This window comes from Tolumonas osonensis (genome assembly GCF_014202415.1).
In the GTDB taxonomy this organism is placed as follows: Bacteria; Pseudomonadota; Gammaproteobacteria; order Enterobacterales; family Aeromonadaceae; genus Tolumonas; species Tolumonas osonensis.
Genome location: NZ_JACHGR010000001.1, coordinates 313,471 through 333,567 on the forward strand (window position 1 = coordinate 313,471; position 20,097 = coordinate 333,567).

Genomic DNA, 20,097 nt, shown 5'->3' on the forward strand with positions numbered 1-20,097 from the left:
TACTGCCGGGATAAACATACTAAAGCCGCCTGCTCAAGGCGGCTTTCTTGTTTCCAGGCTGCAAAGCTCCATTTCTGTTGCTCATACAAAAACACCTCCCGAGGGAGGTGTTTTCATCCGATTGCCTGCAATCTTACAGCATATAATTGTTCGGCAATGGAATACGGGCAACACCGGATTCTTCCGCAGCAATAGCAACAGCCCGGGCAACGCGCGGTAACAGGCGAGGATCCATCGGTTTCGGCAATACATAATTCACACCGAACGTCAGTTCCGTTTCACCGGCGGCCTGTAATACTTCCACCGGTACCGGCTCCTTGGCAATACCGCGGATCGCTTCAACAGCAGCACGTTTCATGGCACTGTTAATGCGGCTGGCGCGCACATCCAATGCGCCCCGGAAGATGAACGGAAAACAGATCACATTGTTGACCTGATTTGGATAATCCGAACGGCCAGTACCGATAATCAGATCATCACGTACTGCTTTTGCCAGTTCAGGCCGAATTTCCGGATCCGGATTGGAGCAGGCAAAAATCACCGGTTTCGGCGCCATGGTTTTCACCAGATCGGCAGATAAGACATCCGGGCCAGAAACGCCCACAAAGACATCCGCGCCATCCATCACCTGTTCCAGTGTTCTCAGACCGGAATCATTCACAAAGCGGCGCTTATGCTCATTGATATCAGAGCGACCTGAATGGATCACGCCTTTGCGATCCAGCATGTAGATATTTTCCGGTTTCGCGCCACACACGATCAGCAGATCCATACAGGCGACCGCAGCAGCGCCCGCGCCCATACAGACAATGCGCACATCAGAGAGTTGCTTGCCCTGGATTTCGAGAGCGTTCAGCATACCGGCGGCAGTCACAATCGCCGTACCGTGCTGATCATCATGGAATACCGGAATATCACACAATTCAATCAGTGCTTTTTCAATTTCAAAACATTCCGGTGCCTTGATATCTTCCAGATTGATACCGCCGAAGGTATCGGCAATATTCGCGACAGTACGGATAAAATCGGCACTGTCGGTATGTTTTACTTCAATGTCGATTGCATCAATACCGGCAAAACGCTTGAACAGCAGTGCCTTGCCTTCCATCACGGGTTTGGACGCCAGCGGACCCAGATTTCCCAATCCCAGAATAGCTGTACCATTTGTGATCACCGCAACCAGATTGGCTTTGGAAGTATAGCGATAGGCATCCGCCGGATTCGCTGCAATTTCACGCACCGGTTCGGCAACGCCAGGGCTGTAAGCCAGAGACAGGTCATCGGCTGTTTCAGCCGGTTTGGTCAGAGCAACAGCGATTTTGCCAGGAACAGGATTAGCGTGATAATCAAGAGCGGCTTGACGAAGGTCGGCGGACATAAAGACTCCCTGAACAGAAATTACATAACCAGTCATGGTTAAATCGCTGTGATCATAAATCAGCAAACACCAATCACAAGGGCTGTTCGAGTCTTTAATGAAAATATTTATACGCCAGAAAAGCACAAAGCCAACCCGAAGGCTGGCTTTGCTTGAAAACGCATTGAACAGAGGGAAGATTAGTTCTTGCCGCCCAGTACGTTGAAGCGTTTTTTGAAGCGGTCGATACGACCACCAGTGTCCAGAACTTTCTGTTTACCGGTGTAGAACGGGTGACATTCTGAACATACGTCCAGGTTCAGGTCTTTACCGGTTGAACGGGTTACGAACACGTGACCACAAGAGCACTTTGCAGTGATTTCGTGGTAGTCTGGGTGAATACCTTCTTTCATGGGAAACCTCTGATTCAGGCCGTGTCGCCATCTGACCCGAAGCCAGACACCACACGAAACATTAAACGGATATTTTCAAGGGTCAGAATGATATAGGATAGGCCTTACCCCCGCAAGTATATGCGCAGAAAAAACAGACATCCGTGCCCGAATCATTAACACTTATTCAGGTCGCATTGCCGGTACCGCTTTATCGCCGCTTCGACTACCTTGCTTCTCAGCCATTACCGCCGGTTGGCTGTCGTGTACTTGTGCCCTTCGGCAAACAGCAATTAGTAGGGATTGTGGTCGCCCACCCGACGGAAAGCGAGCTGGCATTATCCAAACTAAAATCAATCTCACGGCATTTAGACACAACGCCGCTGTTTCCGCCCGCATTGTGGAAGTTGTTACTGTGGGCGGCGGATTATTATCACCATCCTGTGGGTGAAGTGCTGCATCATGCCCTGCCGGTGTTATTACGTCAGGGGGAAGCGGCTGAACGTAAACCGATCCCGTGCTGGCAGCTAAACGCTGTAATAGAAGAGGCAATCACAACGCTGAAACGGGCGCCCCGTCAGCAGCAGGCTCTGCAACTGCTACAGGATGGGCCGTTACCTGCCGCCGAATTACGGGAACAGGGCATTGATACGCCAGTATTGAAACAGCTGGCGGCTAAAGCGCTGATAAAACCGTTTGATCTGCATCTGCAGACCCGGGAATGGCTGGATCACCTGTTACTGCATGAAGACGATGCACCCTATCTGAATACGGAGCAGGCGGCAGTGCTGGCCGCAATCAGTCACAGCGATGATTATCGTCCTTTTCTGCTGGAGGGCGTGACAGGTTCCGGTAAAACCGAAATTTATCTGCAACTGATACGCACCCGGCTGGCCCAGGGGCAGCAGGTGTTGGTACTGGTACCGGAAATCGGGTTGACACCGCAGTTATTACGCCGCTTCCGCCGCCGGTTTCATGCGCCTATATTAACACTGCATTCCGGGATGAATGACCGGGAGCGGCTGGATACCTGGCTGGCCTGCAGAGCCGGTGAAGCAGCCATTCTGATCGGTACCCGTTCCGCCATTTTTACGCCCTTTAAATCACTGGGCCTGATCGTCGTGGATGAAGAACATGATTCTTCGTTTAAACAGCAGGAGGGCTTCCGTTATCACGGCCGCGACCTGGCCATCATGCGGGCACAACGGGAACAGATCCCTATCGTGCTGGGTTCGGCTACGCCCTCGCTGGAAAGCCTGCATAACGCGCTGCAAGGCCGCTACCACCATCTGCAGATGACCCGGCGGGCCGGTGGCGCCCAGGCCGCGCAACAGCATCTGCTGGATGTCAAACATTTGCCGCTGCAGGCCGGCATCGCGCCGCAATTGCTGCAACTGATGGACGAACAGCTGGCAGCCGGCAATCAGGTCATGCTGTTTCTGAATCGCCGGGGGTATGCGCCCGCCCTGCTGTGTCATGATTGCGGCTGGGTAGCGGCCTGTCCGCACTGCGATGCCTTTTATACCTGGCATCAGCAGGATCGGCGATTACACTGCCATCACTGTGATGACATGCGCCCGGTACCACATCAATGCCCGGAATGTCACAGCCGGAATCTGGTCAGCTCCGGGGTCGGTACGGAACAGCTGGCGCAATTTCTGCAGCAGCGTTTTCCGGCTTACAAAACGATCCGGATCGATCGGGATAACACCCGGCGCAAAGGTGAACTGGAGGCGCATCTCAACGCCATCCGGCAACAGGAATATCAGATCCTGCTCGGCACACAGATGCTGGCCAAAGGTCACCATTTTCCGGATGTGACCCTAGTCGGGATTCTGGATGTGGACGGCGCGCTGTTTGCGTCTGATTTCCGGGCGACAGAACGGCTGGCTCAGCTCTATGTCCAGGTCGCCGGCCGGGCCGGACGTGCCAGTAAACCCGGGATGGTCGTGCTGCAGACACATCATCCGGAACATGCCTTGCTGCAGGACCTGCTGAACAATGGATATCCCCATTTTGCCCGGACCTGTCTGCAGGAACGGCGGGCGCTGACACTGCCGCCATTCAGCTATCAGGCCGTATTACGGGCGGATGCGCCATCACGGGAACCACTGGCGCTTTTCATGCAGCAGGCAGCGCAAATCTGCCATCACTACGGTGCACCGGATCTGCAATTGCTGGGACCGCTCAGCCCGGTGATGGAACGACGGGCCGGACGCTATCGGATGTTGCTGATGCTGCAGAGTCCCCAGCGGATGCATCTGCAGCATTATCTGCGACAGTTACTGCCGGCGATTGATACGTTACCCATTCATCATTCGTTACGCTGGCATCTGGATGTAGATCCGCTTGAGGTGGCAGGTTGAGTCGGACATGAAAAAGAACCAGAATACGCGATCACGGGAGTTCACGTCGGCAAGCATCGTGTTGTATTACGCCTTGTTTGCCGCACTCTGGATTGCTGTGTCCGACAAACTGCTCGCCTGGTTGATCAGCGATCGCGAGTGGCTGACTTTCCTTTCTATCGTCAAAGGTTTTCTGTTTGTTGCCCTGACCAGCTTTCTGCTTTATCTGATGCTGAATTGGCAGCAGCGCAAAACAACCAATCAGAAACAGCAGACCTCCTCACGCCGGTTATACTGGCTGTTTGCTTTCCAGATATTACTGATGCCGTTAATTCCGGTACTGTTGTATGGCATTCATGGTCAACAAATCAGGCAAGACAGCCACAATACCTTGAATACGCTGGCTAAAGTAAAAGCGGAACAGATTGAAACCTGGTTGCAGGAGCGTCTGGCCGATGGCCTGATGATGCAAAGTGATCAAGCTTTCACCCAAGCGGTAGCATTAATCAATGCCGGAGGCCATGCCGCCAACGAAGCCATCCGGAATCCACTGGCACTATTGGCCCGCAACAAACATTACCAATCGCTGTTATTGCTTGATAAGCAGAATGCGCCACGATTTATTATTGGCCATGTCCCGGTGCATAAAACCGTGATTGACGCCCATTCTCACCCTTCGCCAGGGCCGCACGATCATCAGCTCGGAGTCGGCTCATTAAAGACCAGCTGGTACTGGGACGAAAATAACCGGGTTTACCTGGATATACAGGTACCACTCATCGATACCCGGAGCGATGAACGTATTGGCACGCTGATCATGAGTCAGGATCTGCAGGCCAATCTGTTATCACTGATACAAAACTGGCCCGGCGCCACGCAAACCGGCCTAATCTATCTGCTGCAACCGCATGCCGAATGGTTATCGTATATCGCGCTGCCGGCCAATGACGCAGAACGGACCCAGGCCACCACCCGCTGGTTCAAAACTGCAACACTCTCGCTGCTGAAACAGGCACTCCGTGATCAAGCAGGAATTTTGGAAGGAAAAAATGCAGACGCAACCGATGTGGTTGCCGGTTACATTCCCGTCAGGTATTCCGGCTGGCATATTCTGGTTCAGCAGGATCGGGCCGAGATCTATGCGCCGCTGCATAATCTCGTCTACTGGATCACACTGGTCGTATTCTTCGCCGGCCTGCTGGTCATCTTTGTCGTGACGCTACTGTGGCGACAACAGCAATACACCAACCAGCTGGAACTGCAGCGGCAAACCAGTGAAAAAGATCGCTTGCTCAGGCACTTCTTTGAATTGCCATTGTTCGGTATGGCCATTACACACGGACAGACAGGCCACTGGATCCGGTACAACCATCAGCTAAGCGAGTTACTGGGCTACAGTCACAGTGAAATGACAGAACAGACATTGCTGTCACTGACTGCGGACGAATATCAGGAAGCGGACATCACGGCAATGTATCAGATGACCCAGGATCTTTGCGATGGCTACCGCTGCGAAAAACAGCTGAGGCGCAAAGACGGGCGACTGATTTATGTGAATGTCGATACCCGTTGTGTCAGAACTGCGGAGCGGAATATTGCGTTTGTCATTTCCGTCATTGAAGATATTTCCGCACAAAAAGAAAATGAAGCGATCTTAAGACAATCTGCCACGGTGTTTGATAACACGCGTGAAGGCATCATGATCACGGATAAAAATGCCCGGATCACCAGAGTCAACCCGGCTTTTGTCGAATTGTTTGGTTTTTCCCAGCAGGAATTACAGGGAACAACCCCCGTTATCTTCAAGTCAGGCAAGCATACAGACGCGTTTTATCAGAATATCTGGAATGCGCTTAATACCTCCGGTTTCTGGCGGGGGGAGCTCTGGAACCGTCGAAAAGACCACCAGGTCATTCCCCTTATCTGCAGCATCAGCGCCGTCAGAAATGACAAGCAACAATTGACGCATTACGTCAGTGTTTACAGCGATATCAGCAAGCTCAAAGCCAGCGAGGCCAAACTTGCACATCTGGCGCACCATGATCCATTGACGCAGTTACCCAACCGAGCACTGCTGACGATTAATCTCACCCATGCCATCGATCTGGCGGTCAGGAATCATCACCGGCTTGCCCTGCTGATGCTGGATCTGGATCGGTTTAAGGACGTCAATGACAGTTTTGGTCATCCGATTGGTGATGCGTTATTGCAGGAGGTCGCCGGGCGATTACGTCAGCGTGTCCGGACCTCGGACACCATTTGTCGTCTGGGCGGCGATGAGTTCACGGTATTAATTGAGGGAAACCCTGCTCTGCACGATGTGGAACATCTTTCGGAAGACATACTGCAATTGCTGAAAGATCCCTTCCATTTACCCAATGGCAGAGAAGTCATCATCAGTGCCAGCATTGGGATCAGCCTCTATCCGGAACACGGCCAGACACCCAAGGAACTGCTGCAGCAGGCCGATGCGGCCATGTACCGGGCGAAAGCCCATGGCCGCAGCTGTTTCCGTTATTTCTCCGATGAACTGACCCGGGCAGCAGAACAACGACTGGATCTGGAAGTACGCCTGCAGCGGGCGCTCAGACAAAATGAGTTACGTATCTATTTCCAGCCACAGATAGATATCAGCACTAACCGGATTATTGGTGCCGAAGCACTGGTTCGCTGGCAGGATCCGGTGCATGGCCTGATCTCGCCGGCCCGGTTTATCCCGGTGGCAGAAGAAACCGGGCTGATTAAGCAACTCGGTGAATGGGTTTTGCTGGAAACCTGTCGTCAGGGCAAGGAATGGCAACAAAAAGGACTGCCTGCCATTAATCTGGCCGTGAATATCTCTCCGGCACAGTTCCGCAACAGTCATATTCTGGAATCTGTTTTCAATGCGCTGGAGCAGACTGGCTATCCGGCCTCGCTGCTGGAGCTGGAGCTGACAGAAAGCGCCCTGATGACCCATGAAAATGAGGCGGTGGAAACATTAAATGCCTTACGGAAATATGGTATCCGGCTGGCAATTGATGATTTCGGAACGGGATACTCCTCATTGGCTTATCTCAAGCGATTCCCGCTGGATGTACTGAAAATCGACAAGAGTTTCGTCGAGGATATTCCGCACCAGAAAGACGATATGGAAATCGCTGCCGCCATTGTCGCCATGGCGCATACCTTGCGCCTGAAAGTGCTGGCGGAAGGGGTTGAAACCGAAGAACAACTGGCCTTCCTGAAAGAGCAAGGGTGCGACTGCTATCAGGGCTATCTGGTGAGCCCGCCGGTGCCGGCCGATCAATTTGAACAGTTGTTGCGGGCTCAGATGGAAGACACCGAGAAGTAACCTGACACAGGAAAAACAGAAGGCACGAATATTCGTGCCTTCATGGTATTAACCTTGCGGGATCTGCTGGGTAATGCAGTGAATGTTGCCGCCACCGAGCAGGATCTCGCGGGCAGGTACACCGACCACGGTATGTTCCGGGAAGATCTGCTGCAGAATTGCTTTAGCTTCATCATCCGTTTTCGGATCGAGCAGTGGATAGACAATCCGGTCATTAGTGATCAGGAAGTTCACGTAAGATCCTGCCAGACGGCCACCGGCATCGCGCGGCACACCGGAACCATCCACCACACCCGCAGATTCTTCTTCCGTGCAGTACAGCGGACCCGGCTGCGGCAGTTTCCAGATTTTCAGCTTACGCCCTTTGGCATCGACCGTTTCTGACAGTACCTTGTACGCCGCCTGTGAACGCGCATACTGCGGATCATTTTCATCGTCCGTCCAGTGCAGGAGCACTTCACCCGGACGGGCAAAGCAGCACATGTTATCGATATGACCATCGGTCTCATCCATATACACGCCCTCTTCCAGCCAGATAAAGGCACTGACGTTCAGATAATCGCGCAGATAGGCTTCAATCTGTTCTTTGGAAAGATGCGGATTGCGGTTTTTATTCAGCAGACATTCCGCCGTGGTCATGCAGGTGCCTTCGCCATCGACATGGATCGAGCCGCCTTCCAGAATCAGTGGCGCTGCATAACGATCGAAACCGTGTACTTCCAGCATCTGTCGCGCCACCAGCTCGTCCTGATCCCATGGGAAATAAAGTCCGCCATGATGACCGCCCCAGGCATTGAAGCCCCAGTCGATGCCACGGCATTCACCGTTACCGTTGATCACCACCGTCGGCCCGGTATCCCGCGCCCAGCAGTCGTCAGAATTCATGGGAATCAGTTTCACGGCCGCCGGCATGATGGTTTTCGCCTGTGCCATAAACTGTTCCGGCACCGCCATATATACCGGCGTCGCACCACCAATCGCTTCGGCGACCTTGGCAAACGTGGCTTGGGCAAACTTGCCGGCTTCACGCCAGTTATCGGGGCGAAATGGCCAAATCATCCACACAGCCTGCTGTGGAGCCCACTCGGCCGGCATAAAAAAACCGTCCTGCTTCGGCAGGCCGGTTACTGTCTTAATTGTCATATTCTGATGTCCTTGATTACCGCTGATTACCAGGAGGTTTCGCCATCAGAAGTCATGATGGTGCCGTACATCGCCGGGCGGCGATCGCGGAACAGACCCCAGCTGATACGCTGTTTGCGGATCGCATCCAGATCAAAGGTATGCACCAGTACGCATTCGCTGGTTTTATCCGCCTGTTGCACCAGTGCACCGGTCTGATCAGCGATGAATGAAGAGCCGTAGAATGTCATTTCCAGACCTTCCACAAACTTGCTCTTTTCAGTGCCGATACGGTTAGAGGCAATCACCGGAATGATGTTGGCCGCGGCGTGGCCCTGCTGTACGCGAGTCCAGTGTGGCTGTGAATCAATTTCCGGATAAGCCGGTTCAGAACCGATCGCGGTCGGGAAGAAAATCACGTCCGCACCGAGCAGTGCCAGACTGCGGGCCGTTTCCGGGAACCACTGATCCCAGCAGATACCGACACCAACATTGGCGTATTTGGTTTCCCAGACGATGAAGCCGGTATCACCCGGGGTGAAGAATTGTTTTTCCTGATAAGCCGGGCCGTTCGGAATATGGGTCTTGCGATACACATCCAGCACTTCACCGTCGGCATCGATCATCACCAGCGAGTTGTAGTGCGCATTACCGGCACGTTCGAAAAACGACAGTGGCAGTACCACATCCAGCTCTTTCGCCAGTGCCGAAAAATGTTGGATCAGCGGGCTTTCTTCCAGTGTTTGTGCCAGATCGAAATGTTCCGGACTCTGATCGATACAGAAATAAGGCGTCTGGAACAGTTCCTGGATCAGGATGATCTGCGCGCCCTTGGCGGCAGCTTCACGCACCAATTTTTCTGCGCGCGCGACGTTGCCGTCGATATCCCAGCTGCATGCCATCTGCGTGGCGGCCACAGTTACTAATGCCATAACAAGCTCCTTCTGTGTGAAAGCGTATCTGAACTACGAAAGTGTGTCCGGCGGATTTCTCCGTCAGTCCGGTATTAGGTATAGCTTAAATTTTCTGAGCCGCAGTTTAGAAAGATGCACCATCATCCATCAAATGAATTATATTTATTCAGTGATAAATGAAATGAATAATCCATGAAACTCCACCAGCTCGATCTCAATCTATTACTGGCGTTTGACGCTTTGATGACCTGTCGTCATGTTACCCGCGCCGCCGAGCAGCTCTATATCAGCCAGCCGGCGATGAGCCATGCCCTGAACCGCTTGCGCGAGCAGTTTGCCGATCCGCTGCTGGTGAAAACGCCGCAAGGTATGCAACCCACCGCCAGAGCGCTGAAACTGCATGCCGGAGTACAGCAGGCATTGCATCTGCTGGAGCAGCAACTGGGAGAGATGGAAGAGTTTGAGCCGCAGCATTCCGCGCGCCGGTTTGTCATCAGCACCACCGACTATGTGGAGTGTGTGCTGATCCCGCCGCTGATCCGCCGGTTAAAAGAAATTGCCCCGCAGATCCAGATCGAAATTGCCATCCTGCGTGATCAGTTACCGGAAGCTGAACTGGCGAATGGCGAGATCGATCTGGTCCTGGGCTTTGATGAGTATATGGATGTGCCGCGCTATCTGTGCCGGGAAACCTGGCTGCAGGAGCCACTGGCCGGGCTGGTACAACGGGATAATTCACTGGCCGGAGAAAAACTGGATCTGGCACAGCTGATCGCCCTGCCTCATGTGTTTCACTCACCGCTCGGTACGCGCGAATCGATGGTGGATCGGTATCTGGCCCGTCATGGTCTGCAGCGCCGCATATCGGCCAACAGCCAGAGTTATCTTTCTGCAGCGGCCATTGTCAGTCAGACCGATCATCTGCTGGTGCTACCCAAAAAAGTGGCCAGTATGCTGGCGGGCAACTGGCCTCTTCGTATGGTTTCACTGCCGGATGATATGCCCTGCTACCATTTAAACTGTGTCTGGCATCCGGCGCAGGGGGAACATCCGTCCGTGATCTGGTTACGGCAACTGATGCGGCAACTGCTTTAGTACAGCAAATCACCAAAGTTATTCAGGATCCGTGGCAGACCCTGGGTAAATTGCACCGGCGCATCCAGCAGGGCAAAACAGAGACAACCTTCTTTCGAACGCGGCTGATGGGCAATGCGACTGTCCCGCAGGATGAAGTCACCCGGAATATATTCCCCCAGCTCATCCCGGAAAGCACCGCTGATGGGCAGAGTCAGTTCCATCCCCTTATGTGTATGCTGTGGCACGGATGCGCCTGCGGAAAGGAACATCAGACTGGCCCGTCCGGACGACGCTTCGTCCAGCAGCAAACGGCTGCGACCGATATCTCCCATCTGCTGCCAGTTCTGCCGGCCGATATGGCGTAAGGCACGCGGTAACCAGAAGGATTGCCCGTTAATTTCGATAGCCGGTTCGGCCGCCGGTAGCGCAAGAGGTTCGGCCGGCTGCGCCAGAATATACGACAACATATCATCAAACGCGGGTTCAGCGGGCGCATCGGCAGGTTCGGCGATCAGGACACTCTCTGCCAGACGGCGCTCAAAATCGGCAACCCGCTGTGCACAGGCCGGACAAAACTCCACATGAATGGCGACCGCCAGAGTCATGGATAATGGCAGTGTATCGGCCGCATAAGCCGCCAGCAGAGCATTATCAGGATGAAAATTAATCATGCTTATGCTCCTGCTCAATTTGTTCGCGTAATTTGGCCAAGCCCAGACGTAATCTTGATTTGATTGTACCCAGAGGAACCTGCAGCCGATCCGCGATCTCCTGCAGCGTTTGTTCCTGCAGATAGACACTGCGTACCACCTCTTGCTGCGCGGCAGGCAGCAGATGCAGATAATGCGCTAACTGACGGGTCAGGATGTCATGTTCACCGGGATCATTTTCATCATCCTGAACAGCCTGATACTCCAGCACCGGCCAGATATCTTCCGCCACCAGATCCTCTTTGGACACCTGCTGGCGGCGTAACATATCGAAACACTGATTCCGCATGACCGTGTAGATCCAGGTTGTCGGCGCACCCTTTTCCGGATGATACAGCGCCGCCTTTTGCCAGACAGCCAGCAGGGTTTCCTGAACCAGCTCCATCGCCTTTGCTTCAGAACGCAGATGACGCAGGCCGTAATGCCGGATACGGGGGGCAAAATAGTGAAAGAGCTGGCTATAGGCAGCCTTACTCCGGTGTGCGGACACCTGTAACAGTAATGCGGTGAGATCGAGGTTGGCTTCTTCCATCAACATCCTCTGCGGAGGCAGTCGGTTCGACTGAATAGCCGCAGTATATCCCATGTTTCCCCATCCCATACTGAAACACCCTGACTAAATTGCGTAATCGTTTATTACGCAACCAGTCAGAAGGCGGATCATTTACAGGGATAATTCAGTTAGTGCCGGTGTACTGCAGCCTCTTCTTCCTGTACCACCCGCAACAAGAAATGCAATGCATCATGAAAATCATTGCTGGCCATCAGATTGAATTTCTCCTCCGCATCCAGCGGTAACACCTCCAGCCAGCGCTGGACGACCCAGCAGGCATCACTCCACTGTGGAGCCGGATAATAAGCCGCATAATCCGGATGTTCATAAAACAACTGTCCCAGTTTTTCCGCCAGAATATGTTGTTCCGGCAGTAATGGCGCATGCTCCCAGCCGGGCAAGATATCAACCTCGGCACTGAGCAAGCCATCAGCTTCGACATTCATGGCATGGATGCGGAAACGTTCCATCCCCTTCATGGTAACCGCGAGTGTACTGTCTGCCAGCTGGTCAAAATCAATGATTTCAACCCGGGTCCCAATTGTCAGTAACGGTGAAAATCCGCCATCAATTGACTTACCCAGCAAACACAAACCCATTCCACGTTTTTGCGATTCGGCAATCATACGGATATAACGCTGCTCAAAAATGCGCAACGGTAAAACACCATCAGGTAATATATTGATACGTAAGGGAAATATAGCTAGTTGCATAGCTGCCTCCTCTTTTTGATATGAACAGGAGTCGCATTGAGACGGATTCCCGGTCGCTGATGTGTCTCTGTCATCAGCAGCCACAACTAACCGTTTTACCACTGTGCTATCGTTATTAATGTCTTATTTTAATTGTAGCTGTATAGCGCCAACTTTCCTGAAAGCCGATTGAAAAGGTAGTCAGTGCACGGCATTCCGAGTAAAATTTCCTGCTCAGCCGACCGGCTACCCGTATTCGAGTCAGGAACCGTCAGACACAATGAAAGCACAGATCCAACAACTCCTTGAGCAAACCGTATCCAGCCTGAAAGCTGCCGCCTTAATTCCCGCCGAGTTAGAACCGCGTATTCAGGTCGATAACACCAAAGACAAGGCACATGGCGATCTGGCCACCAATCTGGCAATGTTGCTGGCTAAACCGGCCGGTAAGAACCCGCGCGAACTGGCGCAACTGATTATTGCGCATCTGCCTGCCTCCACCCTGGTGGCCAAAACCGAAATCGCAGGCCCGGGTTTTATCAACTTTTTCCTGGACAGCACCTGGCTGGCAAAACAAATCGAAGCGATCGCCGCCAGCCCGAAAGCTGAAGTGAAACCGGCTTCTCCGGCACAAACCATCGTCGTGGATTATTCGGCACCGAACGTTGCCAAAGAAATGGCCGTGCACCACATCCGTTCTACCGTGATTGGTGATGCGGTTACCCGTACACTGGAGTTTTTAGGCCATAACGTGATCCGGGCGAACCACATCGGCGACTGGGGTACCCAGTTCGGTATGCTGATCGCCTATCTGGAAAAAGTACAGAATGAGCAGGCCAGTGAACTGGAACTGTCCGATCTGGAAGCATTCTATCGTGAAGCAAAAAAACATTACGACGAAGACGAAGTGTTCGCTGAACGTGCCCGTGGTTATGTGGTGAAACTGCAGGGTGGTGATGAATATTGCCGCGCCATGTGGAAGAAACTGGTCGACATTACCATGGCCCAAAACCAGATCATCTATGATCGCCTGAATGTCAGTCTGAGCGAAAAAGATGTGATGGGTGAAAGCCTGTACAACCCAATGCTGAGAGCTGTCGTTGAAGATCTGACTGCAAAAGGACTCGCGGTAGAAAGTGAAGGTGCACTCGTTGTTTATCTTGATGAAATCAAAGGTAAAGACGGCGAAGCGATGGCCGTTATCATCCAGAAACGCGATGGTGGATTCCTCTATGCGACAACCGATATTGCCTGTGCCAGATACCGTGTTGAAACGCTGAAAGCCGACCGCGTACTTTATTTTATCGACTCCCGCCAGCATCAGCATCTGCAGCAAGCCTGGCTGATTGCGCGTAAAGCCGGTTATGTACCAGAACAGGTTTCTCTGGAACACCACGCCTTCGGCATGATGCTGGGTAAAGATGGCAAACCATTCAAAACCCGTACTGGTGGCACCGTTAAATTGTCAGAACTGCTGGATGAAGCAGAACTGCGTGCCGGCGCCTTGATCGCGGAAAAATCAGCTGATCTGCCAGAAGTTGAAAAAGCGAAAGTGATCCATGCGGTAGCGATGGGCGCGGTGAAATATGCGGATCTCTCTAAAAACCGCACCACCGACTACATCTTCGACTGGGACAACATGCTGACCTTCGAAGGTAACACCGCACCATATCTGCAATACGCCTACACCCGTATCCAGTCCATCTTCCGCCGCGTTGGTGACGAAGCACAGGCAGGCGCCGTGCAAATCACCGCACCGGCAGAAGAAACACTGGCCAACAAACTGCTGCAGTTTAACGATGTAGTCCATAACGTCGCACAGAAAGGGATGCCGCATCTGCTGTGTACTTATCTGTATGAGCTCTCCGGCTGCTTTATGAGTTTCTATGAAGCCTGTCCAATCAACAAGGAAGGCGTGACCGCAGCAGAGAAAGCCAGTCGTCTGACCCTGTGTCAGGCCACTGCAAAAACGCTGACTCTGGGTCTGTCCCTGCTGGGTATTGAGACTCTGGAGCGCATGTAAACGATGACCCGGGATTATGTGCGCAGTTCACGTCCTGCCAAACGCAAACCGGCAGGCAGGAATGCTCCAGGCCGCAAAAGCAGCGCCAGCAACAACGCGCCATTTCCGATGGTGCGTGCTGTGCTGGCTCTGGCACTGGTGATTGGTTTTGGTATTTTCCTGTATCACATCAGTGGTTCTTCCGGTGAAACGGAAGAAGTCACGACGCAACAGACTGCAGCACAGGCACCGATCCCGATTGAACAGCAACGTCCGGCCAAAGAACAGTTCGACTATATGCAGCTCCTGCAAAACAAGGAGGTGCCGGTCGAACTGCCGGATGGCCAGGTGATCAGCGATCCGAGCAAGGATCCACAGATCCTCGCACAACAGCAAAAAATGCAGGAAATGCTGCGTGCTCAGCAGGAACGGGCAAAACTGCTGGCCCAGCAACAGAACGGTCAGTTGCCCGCCGGCAGCACGACACTGACTCAGACAACCAGTCAGACGCTCAATCAGACGGCGCCGGTCACCAACAACCAGGCGGCGACAGTGACAGCCCGTACCACCGAAACCCCGGTACAAACCGCTGATCCGCGCAAACCCAAATCCTTCGCGGACGTGATCGCGAAGGAATCAGGCAAAAGCAGCAAAACCGCTGCCGCGCCCGTAACCAAAACAGCGACGCAGGAACGCGATGAGGCGTTGGCGATGTTCGGTAAACCCCGCCCTTACGTCGCGGAGACCGCGAGTGGCAATACCGGCAGCAAAGCCTCGGTGGCCACCGGCAAGCGCTATATGATGCAGTGCGGCGCCTTCCGGACCGCCGATCAGGCCAGTTCTCTGCAATCACGTATTGCCGTCCAGGGTCAGAGCGCTCAGGTCCGCAAAGGCAGCAGTACCAGCGGAACCTGGCACCGGGTTATTCTGGGTCCATACAGCAGCCGGGCAGCGGCGGAACAATCGCTTTCCCGTCTGAGAGGGGCCGGAACTGTGCAGAACTGCACAGTCTACGCACAATAACGCTTTTCAGCACAATTCCACTGCGGGAAACCTTGAAATGAGGACTTCCCGCCCCTATCTCCTGTCTCATGAATCTTCGCCGGCAACGCCGGCTACCCGCAATCGAGGTTTATGTGACTACAATCGTTTCTGTTCGGCGCAATGGCCAGGTAGTAATTGGTGGCGATGGTCAGGTTTCTCTGGGCAACACCGTGATGAAAGGCAACGCCCGCAAAGTCCATCGTCTGTATAACGGCAAGGTGCTGGCTGGTTTTGCCGGCGGTACTGCTGACGCCTTCACCCTGCTGGAGCGGTTTGAAGCCAAACTACAGGCACATCAGGGTAATCTGGAGCGGGCCGCCGTTGCTCTGGCCAAAGAGTGGCGTACCGATCGTGCCTTGCGTCGTCTGGAAGCCCTTCTGGCCGTGGCTGATGCCCAGCGTTCCTTCATCATTACTGGTAATGGTGACGTCGTACAGCCGGAAAATGATCTGATTGCCATCGGCTCCGGCGGCGCTTTTGCCCAGTCCGCAGCCCGTGCGCTGCTGGAGAACACCACGCTTTCCGCTGAAGATATTGTCAGAAAAGCACTGACTATCGCGGGTGATATCTGCGTCTTTACCAATAGTTTCCAGACCATCGAAGTGCTGGACTATCCAACTGTCACCCCTGTTTAACTGAATGCAGACCAAGGATACCCAGATGTCTGAAATGACCCCGAGAGAAATTGTCCACGAGCTTGATCGTCATATCATTGGTCAGGCCGAAGCAAAACGTGCTGTCGCTATTGCCCTGCGTAACCGCTGGCGCCGCATGCAACTGACTGACGATCTGCGTCAGGAAGTGGCACCGAAAAATATCCTGATGATTGGCCCGACTGGTGTCGGTAAAACCGAAATAGCCCGTCGTCTGGCTAAACTGGCCAACGCACCGTTTATCAAGGTGGAAGCGACCAAATTCACCGAAGTGGGTTATGTCGGTAAAGAGGTGGATACCATCATCCGCGATCTGACCGACATGGCACTGAAAATGATGCGTGGTCAGGAAATGGAAAAGGTCCGGTTCCGGGCTCAGGAAGCGGCCGAGGAGCGCGTTCTGGACGTACTGCTGCCACCTGCGCGCACCAACTGGGGTGAAGCGGAAAAATCCGATACCGGTGCACACACCCGCCAGATCTTCCGCAAAAAACTGCGGGAAGGTGAACTGGATGACAAAGAGATCGAAATTGAAGTAGCCGGCCCGCAAATGGGCGTGGAAATCATGGCACCTCCGGGTATGGAAGAGATGACCAACCAGTTGCAGGGCCTGTTCCAGAACATGTCTTCCGGTAATACCCGTAAGCGCAAGCTGAAAGTAAAAGAAGCGCTGAAACAGCTGGTAGAAGAGGAAGCGGCCCGTCTGCTGAATCCGGAAGAGCTGAAAGAAAAAACCATTCATGCAGTGGAAAACAACGGCATCGTCTTTATCGACGAGATCGACAAGATCTGTAAACGCGGTGAAAGCAGTGGTCCGGATGTGTCACGCGAAGGCGTACAGCGTGACCTGCTGCCACTGGTTGAAGGTTGCACCGTCAATACCAAGCACGGCATGGTGAAAACCGATCACATTCTGTTTATTGCCTCCGGTGCCTTCCAGATCGCCAAACCGTCGGATCTGATCCCGGAACTGCAGGGCCGTTTGCCGATCCGGGTTGAACTGAAGAGCCTGACGGTCGATGATTTCGAGCGCATCCTGACTGAACCAAATGCCTCGCTGACCGAGCAATACCGGGCACTGATGGCAACCGAGCAGGTCACGGTGGAATTCACGCCGGATGGTATCCGCAGCATCGCCGAAGCCGCCTGGAAAGTGAACGAACGCACCGAAAATATTGGTGCCCGCCGTCTGCATACTGTGCTGGAAAAGCTGATGGAAGATATTTCCTATGACGCAGCAGACAATCCGGGACAAGTGATCAGCATTGATGCCGCTTACGTTGACCGTTATCTGGGTGAACTGGTGGAAGATGAAGATCTGAGCCGGTTTATCCTGTAATAACGCAAAACAAAACGCCGCTTTTAGCGGCGTTTTTATATTCTCTTACTCTTTGATAACTTTGATATCACTGAAGCCAAATTCACGGAATTTGTTATCCCGGAAATCTTTCACTGCCCCTGCCTTTTTGGACAGGGATGCCAGTTGTCGCTCCATGGCCAGATAAGCCTTCAGATCCACGCCTTCTTCCGCGGCAATCGCTTCATAGATATCGTGAAATTTGTCATTCGCGTAATTAATCTCGCGCGGCTGACCGTTGTAACTGTAACTGATTCGTAACGCCATGATGCCTCATTCATTGTGATCGGGATATGCTGCTACATCCCGTACCGCTATTCTACCCTGAAGCTAACTCATGGTCGAAAAATGAAACACCAGCCAGCTGAATAAAATACTCAGCAGCACGGACGCATTCAGCATAGCCCCGGTCAGGCGCCGGTCATAACCAAATATCACCGAATAAGTCAGAACCATGGTCGGCAATGGCAACAACCCGGCCAGCAACAACGTATGCCGGAATAAGGCATCGAAAGGCAACAGCCAGCACAATAACCCGCCGATGGTACCGCCGATAATATATTTGCTACACAAGGCCTGTAACAGCAATTTGCGCTGCTCCGCCGGAAACGAGAAATTAAGATACATCCCGAGCAAGAGCAGACTCAGTGGCATGTTGGCCTTGGAGATGACCCCTGTGGTCTGTAACACCAAATCGGGTAGCTGGATCCCCAGCAGGTTGATCGACAGCGCCAGCAGGCTGGCCATCACCGGTATGGAACGCACTACCGAATGCAGCAACTGGCGCCAGCTTAAAGGCTTTTCTCCCGAGAAATAGGCGCCGACCGTGTAGCAGACCAGAAACACCATATAGGAGTTGCCCAGATCGTACATGGCAATATACGTCAGCCCCAGTTTTCCCCAGATAGCCTCCACCAGCGGATAGGCAAACAGGCCGATATTGGCGCCGGGAAGGGCCATCCCCATCATGCCGCGGATATTGCGCGGATGTTTGCGGAAGATGAACAAAAGACACAGACAGAGCACCGCATTCGCCGCAAAGCCCAATACGGGCAGTAACGCCAGTTGTGGCTGCAGTGGCAGCGAGGAAAAGACATTAATCACCAGTGCCGGCAAGGTGATATTGAATATCAGCTGTGCGATGGACTCGCCTTCTTTTTCCGTCAGATAGCGGGTTCGTTTGGCAAGATAGCCGAGCAGAATAATGCAGATTGAAAGCAAAAACTGTTGATTAACATCCGTCGCTTGCATTTATGCCTCACTGTGCAGGCCGGGAAATAGTCATTCGTTTCCCGTGCCAGATCAGATAAAAAACCGGCAGCGCAATCACTGCCATCACCAGGAAAACATGCTGTTGCATATGCCGGTACATCATTCCGCTTAATACGGTAAACAGGGCTAACGATAACGACTGACCGATCGCGGAATACAGCGTCTGCCCGGAAATAATCGCTTCACGCGGTAACCGCTGTGACAAGAACTGCATCGCCCCTAAATGGGCCAGTGTATAAGTAAACGAATGCAGCGCCTGCGCCGGAAACAAGAACCATAAATTCAGGCTGGTACCAATGGTTATCCACCGGATAACAGCCCCTATCGTAGCCCAGAAAAACAGACGTTCCGGTGACCAGCCCGCCAGTAAACGGCGACTGGCAGCAAACATGATAATTTCAAACACCACCCCTGTGGTCCAAAGCGCACTGATGGTCGACGCAGAAAAACCCTGCGAATGCCAGTAGATAGCGCTGAAACTATTATAGGCAGAATGACTGCCGAAGATCAGGGCTTCAATCGCCAGAAAATTCAGGAAAGCCCGGTTGCGCAATAACATGCCATACCCGTGGCTTTCACTCTCCTGCCCGATGGTTCGTGGTGCGGGTTTCATCGGCATATGAATACAGAAACCCGCAACCAGTAGACCAAGCACGATACAGTGCAGGATCCAGGATTGCCCAAGGTGTTCAATCACGATACCGATCAGGGTAGTGCCGACAATAAAAGCGGCGGATCCCCATAAACGCACATTGCCATAATCCAGATTAACCTGAAGTACCATTCTGGAAGCTATCGCATCGGTTAACGGTAATAATGTCGGATAAATAAAATTGACCAGCAGCGTAAACAGAAAAACGACCCAGAACTGGGAAGAGAAATAAAAACCGACAAAACTGAGCAGTCCACCCCAGACCAGTATCCTCGCGGCCGGAATTAACAACTCGGCCCGCCTTACCTGGCGCATGATCGTCAGACTGCCGCACAGACGCATGGCAAAACCGATCCCCAGTAACAGACCTATTTGCTCGGATTTTAAACCAACGGATTCCAGCCAGACGCCCCAGAACGGCGAAAAGATACCCAGAACTAAATAAATTGCTGATAAATTCAGCGCTAACCAGGGATAAGGTAACATCGAACTACAGATGGGGGAGTAATAGCCGAGAGATTAACAAATTGCCGGCATTATTGTCAGGACAGACAGACAGAATATTTGCGGAGCAAGTCACAGCGTTACCGGAAACAAACCCCAAAAGAAACCGGTTTCAGT

At 53.0% G+C, this 20,097-nt stretch carries 17 protein-coding genes; 7 read left to right on the plus strand and 10 right to left on the minus strand.

Going from position 1 to position 20,097, the window contains the following annotated elements:
* Positions 1-133 precede the first annotated feature (133 nt).
* Positions 134-1,378 (minus strand): malic enzyme-like NAD(P)-binding protein, encoded by a 1,245-nt coding sequence (locus HNR75_RS01410; protein ID WP_188025225.1) that lies wholly within the window; start codon positions 1,376-1,378, stop codon positions 134-136.
* Between the two features lie 179 nt (positions 1,379-1,557).
* Positions 1,558-1,770, minus strand: a complete 213-nt coding sequence (rpmE, locus tag HNR75_RS01415; protein WP_081741466.1) for a 50S ribosomal protein L31 — start codon at positions 1,768-1,770, stop codon at positions 1,558-1,560.
* A 143-nt stretch (positions 1,771-1,913) separates the two neighbouring features.
* On the opposite strand from rpmE, the gene priA reads away from it, so the two are divergent.
* Together priA and HNR75_RS01425 are read left to right on the plus strand one after the other, a co-directional pair.
* A complete protein-coding gene (gene priA / locus HNR75_RS01420) occupies positions 1,914-4,115 on the plus strand; it encodes a primosomal protein N' (RefSeq protein WP_188025226.1) in 2,202 nt (733 codons plus the stop codon).
* A 7-nt stretch (positions 4,116-4,122) separates the two neighbouring features.
* Positions 4,123-7,428, plus strand: coding sequence for a bifunctional diguanylate cyclase/phosphodiesterase (locus HNR75_RS01425; protein ID WP_188025227.1), 3,306 nt, complete (start codon positions 4,123-4,125; stop codon positions 7,426-7,428).
* Between the two features lie 48 nt (positions 7,429-7,476).
* Here HNR75_RS01425 and aguA read toward each other — a convergent pair whose 3' ends face one another.
* Together aguA and aguB are read right to left on the minus strand one after the other, a co-directional pair.
* Complete coding sequence (aguA, locus tag HNR75_RS01430) at positions 7,477-8,571, minus strand: agmatine deiminase (protein WP_188025228.1); 1,095 nt, start codon at positions 8,569-8,571, stop codon at positions 7,477-7,479.
* Between the two features lie 26 nt (positions 8,572-8,597).
* Entirely contained in the window at positions 8,598-9,482 is an 885-nt protein-coding gene (aguB, locus tag HNR75_RS01435; RefSeq protein WP_188025229.1) for an N-carbamoylputrescine amidase, read from the minus strand.
* Between the two features lie 174 nt (positions 9,483-9,656).
* Between aguB and HNR75_RS01440 the strand changes: the two genes are divergently transcribed.
* Positions 9,657-10,559: a LysR family transcriptional regulator gene (locus HNR75_RS01440; protein WP_188025230.1), complete on the plus strand. Its 903-nt coding sequence runs from the start codon at positions 9,657-9,659 to the stop codon at positions 10,557-10,559.
* On the opposite strand, the gene HNR75_RS01445 is transcribed toward HNR75_RS01440, so the two are convergent.
* From HNR75_RS01445 to HNR75_RS01455, 3 genes are all read right to left on the minus strand, one after another.
* On the minus strand, positions 10,556-11,212 hold the full coding sequence (locus HNR75_RS01445) for a ChrR family anti-sigma-E factor (protein WP_188025231.1): 657 nt from the start codon (positions 11,210-11,212) through the stop codon (positions 10,556-10,558). The two genes, HNR75_RS01440 and HNR75_RS01445, sit on opposite strands and share 4 nt — an antisense overlap.
* A complete protein-coding gene (locus HNR75_RS01450; protein ID WP_188025232.1) occupies positions 11,205-11,783 on the minus strand; it encodes a sigma-70 family RNA polymerase sigma factor in 579 nt (192 codons plus the stop codon). Before HNR75_RS01450 ends, HNR75_RS01445 begins: the two co-directional genes overlap by 8 nt.
* Positions 11,784-11,932: 149 nt before the next feature.
* Positions 11,933-12,517, minus strand: a complete 585-nt coding sequence (locus tag HNR75_RS01455) for an LON peptidase substrate-binding domain-containing protein (protein WP_188025233.1) — start codon at positions 12,515-12,517, stop codon at positions 11,933-11,935.
* Positions 12,518-12,776: 259 nt separating this feature from the next.
* Here HNR75_RS01455 and argS point away from each other — a divergent pair, with 259 nt between their 5' ends.
* From argS to hslU, 4 genes are all read left to right on the plus strand, one after another.
* Positions 12,777-14,519: an arginine--tRNA ligase gene (gene argS / locus HNR75_RS01460; protein ID WP_188025234.1), complete on the plus strand. Its 1,743-nt coding sequence runs from the start codon at positions 12,777-12,779 to the stop codon at positions 14,517-14,519.
* Between the two features lie 3 nt (positions 14,520-14,522).
* On the plus strand, positions 14,523-15,521 hold the full coding sequence (locus HNR75_RS01465) for an SPOR domain-containing protein (protein ID WP_188025235.1): 999 nt from the start codon (positions 14,523-14,525) through the stop codon (positions 15,519-15,521).
* A gap of 113 nt (positions 15,522-15,634) precedes the next feature.
* Complete coding sequence (gene hslV, locus HNR75_RS01470; RefSeq protein WP_188025236.1) at positions 15,635-16,177, plus strand: ATP-dependent protease subunit HslV; 543 nt, start codon at positions 15,635-15,637, stop codon at positions 16,175-16,177.
* A gap of 25 nt (positions 16,178-16,202) precedes the next feature.
* Positions 16,203-17,534 carry an ATP-dependent protease ATPase subunit HslU gene (gene hslU / locus HNR75_RS01475; protein ID WP_188025237.1) on the plus strand — a complete coding sequence of 444 codons (1,332 nt, stop codon included), beginning with the start codon at positions 16,203-16,205 and terminating at the stop codon, positions 17,532-17,534.
* A gap of 45 nt (positions 17,535-17,579) precedes the next feature.
* Here hslU and HNR75_RS01480 read toward each other — a convergent pair whose 3' ends face one another.
* The 3 genes from HNR75_RS01480 to HNR75_RS01490 all read right to left on the minus strand — a co-directional run bounded on the left by HNR75_RS01480 (position 17,580) and on the right by HNR75_RS01490 (position 19,962).
* Positions 17,580-17,819 (minus strand): DUF2960 domain-containing protein, encoded by a 240-nt coding sequence (locus HNR75_RS01480; RefSeq protein ID WP_188025238.1) that lies wholly within the window; start codon positions 17,817-17,819, stop codon positions 17,580-17,582.
* Positions 17,820-17,882: 63 nt separating this feature from the next.
* Positions 17,883-18,803, minus strand: a complete 921-nt coding sequence (locus HNR75_RS01485) for an AEC family transporter (RefSeq protein ID WP_188025239.1) — start codon at positions 18,801-18,803, stop codon at positions 17,883-17,885.
* A 7-nt stretch (positions 18,804-18,810) separates the two neighbouring features.
* A complete protein-coding gene (locus HNR75_RS01490) occupies positions 18,811-19,962 on the minus strand; it encodes a 3-phenylpropionate MFS transporter (protein ID WP_188025240.1) in 1,152 nt (383 codons plus the stop codon).
* Between the last annotated feature and the right edge of the window lie 135 nt (positions 19,963-20,097).

Excerpts from the sequence above, each read along its gene's own strand:
- HNR75_RS01410 (WP_188025225.1), bottom strand. The coding sequence starts at position 1,378 with ATGTCCGCCGACCTTCGTCAAGCCGCTCTTGATTATCACGCTAATCCT.
- rpmE (WP_081741466.1), bottom strand. The coding sequence starts at position 1,770 with ATGAAAGAAGGTATTCACCCAGACTACCACGAAATCACTGCAAAGTGC.
- HNR75_RS01425 (WP_188025227.1), top strand. The coding sequence starts at position 4,123 with ATGAAAAAGAACCAGAATACGCGATCACGGGAGTTCACGTCGGCAAGC.
- aguA (WP_188025228.1), bottom strand. The coding sequence starts at position 8,571 with ATGACAATTAAGACAGTAACCGGCCTGCCGAAGCAGGACGGTTTTTTT.
- aguB (WP_188025229.1), bottom strand. The coding sequence starts at position 9,482 with ATGGCATTAGTAACTGTGGCCGCCACGCAGATGGCATGCAGCTGGGAT.
- HNR75_RS01440 (WP_188025230.1), top strand. The coding sequence starts at position 9,657 with ATGAAACTCCACCAGCTCGATCTCAATCTATTACTGGCGTTTGACGCT.
- HNR75_RS01445 (WP_188025231.1), bottom strand. The coding sequence starts at position 11,212 with ATGATTAATTTTCATCCTGATAATGCTCTGCTGGCGGCTTATGCGGCC.
- HNR75_RS01450 (WP_188025232.1), bottom strand. The coding sequence starts at position 11,783 with ATGGAAGAAGCCAACCTCGATCTCACCGCATTACTGTTACAGGTGTCC.
- HNR75_RS01455 (WP_188025233.1), bottom strand. The coding sequence starts at position 12,517 with ATGCAACTAGCTATATTTCCCTTACGTATCAATATATTACCTGATGGT.
- argS (WP_188025234.1), top strand. The coding sequence starts at position 12,777 with ATGAAAGCACAGATCCAACAACTCCTTGAGCAAACCGTATCCAGCCTG.
- HNR75_RS01465 (WP_188025235.1), top strand. The coding sequence starts at position 14,523 with ATGACCCGGGATTATGTGCGCAGTTCACGTCCTGCCAAACGCAAACCG.
- hslU (WP_188025237.1), top strand. The coding sequence starts at position 16,203 with ATGTCTGAAATGACCCCGAGAGAAATTGTCCACGAGCTTGATCGTCAT.
- HNR75_RS01480 (WP_188025238.1), bottom strand. The coding sequence starts at position 17,819 with ATGGCGTTACGAATCAGTTACAGTTACAACGGTCAGCCGCGCGAGATT.
- HNR75_RS01485 (WP_188025239.1), bottom strand. The coding sequence starts at position 18,803 with ATGCAAGCGACGGATGTTAATCAACAGTTTTTGCTTTCAATCTGCATT.
- HNR75_RS01490 (WP_188025240.1), bottom strand. The coding sequence starts at position 19,962 with ATGTTACCTTATCCCTGGTTAGCGCTGAATTTATCAGCAATTTATTTA.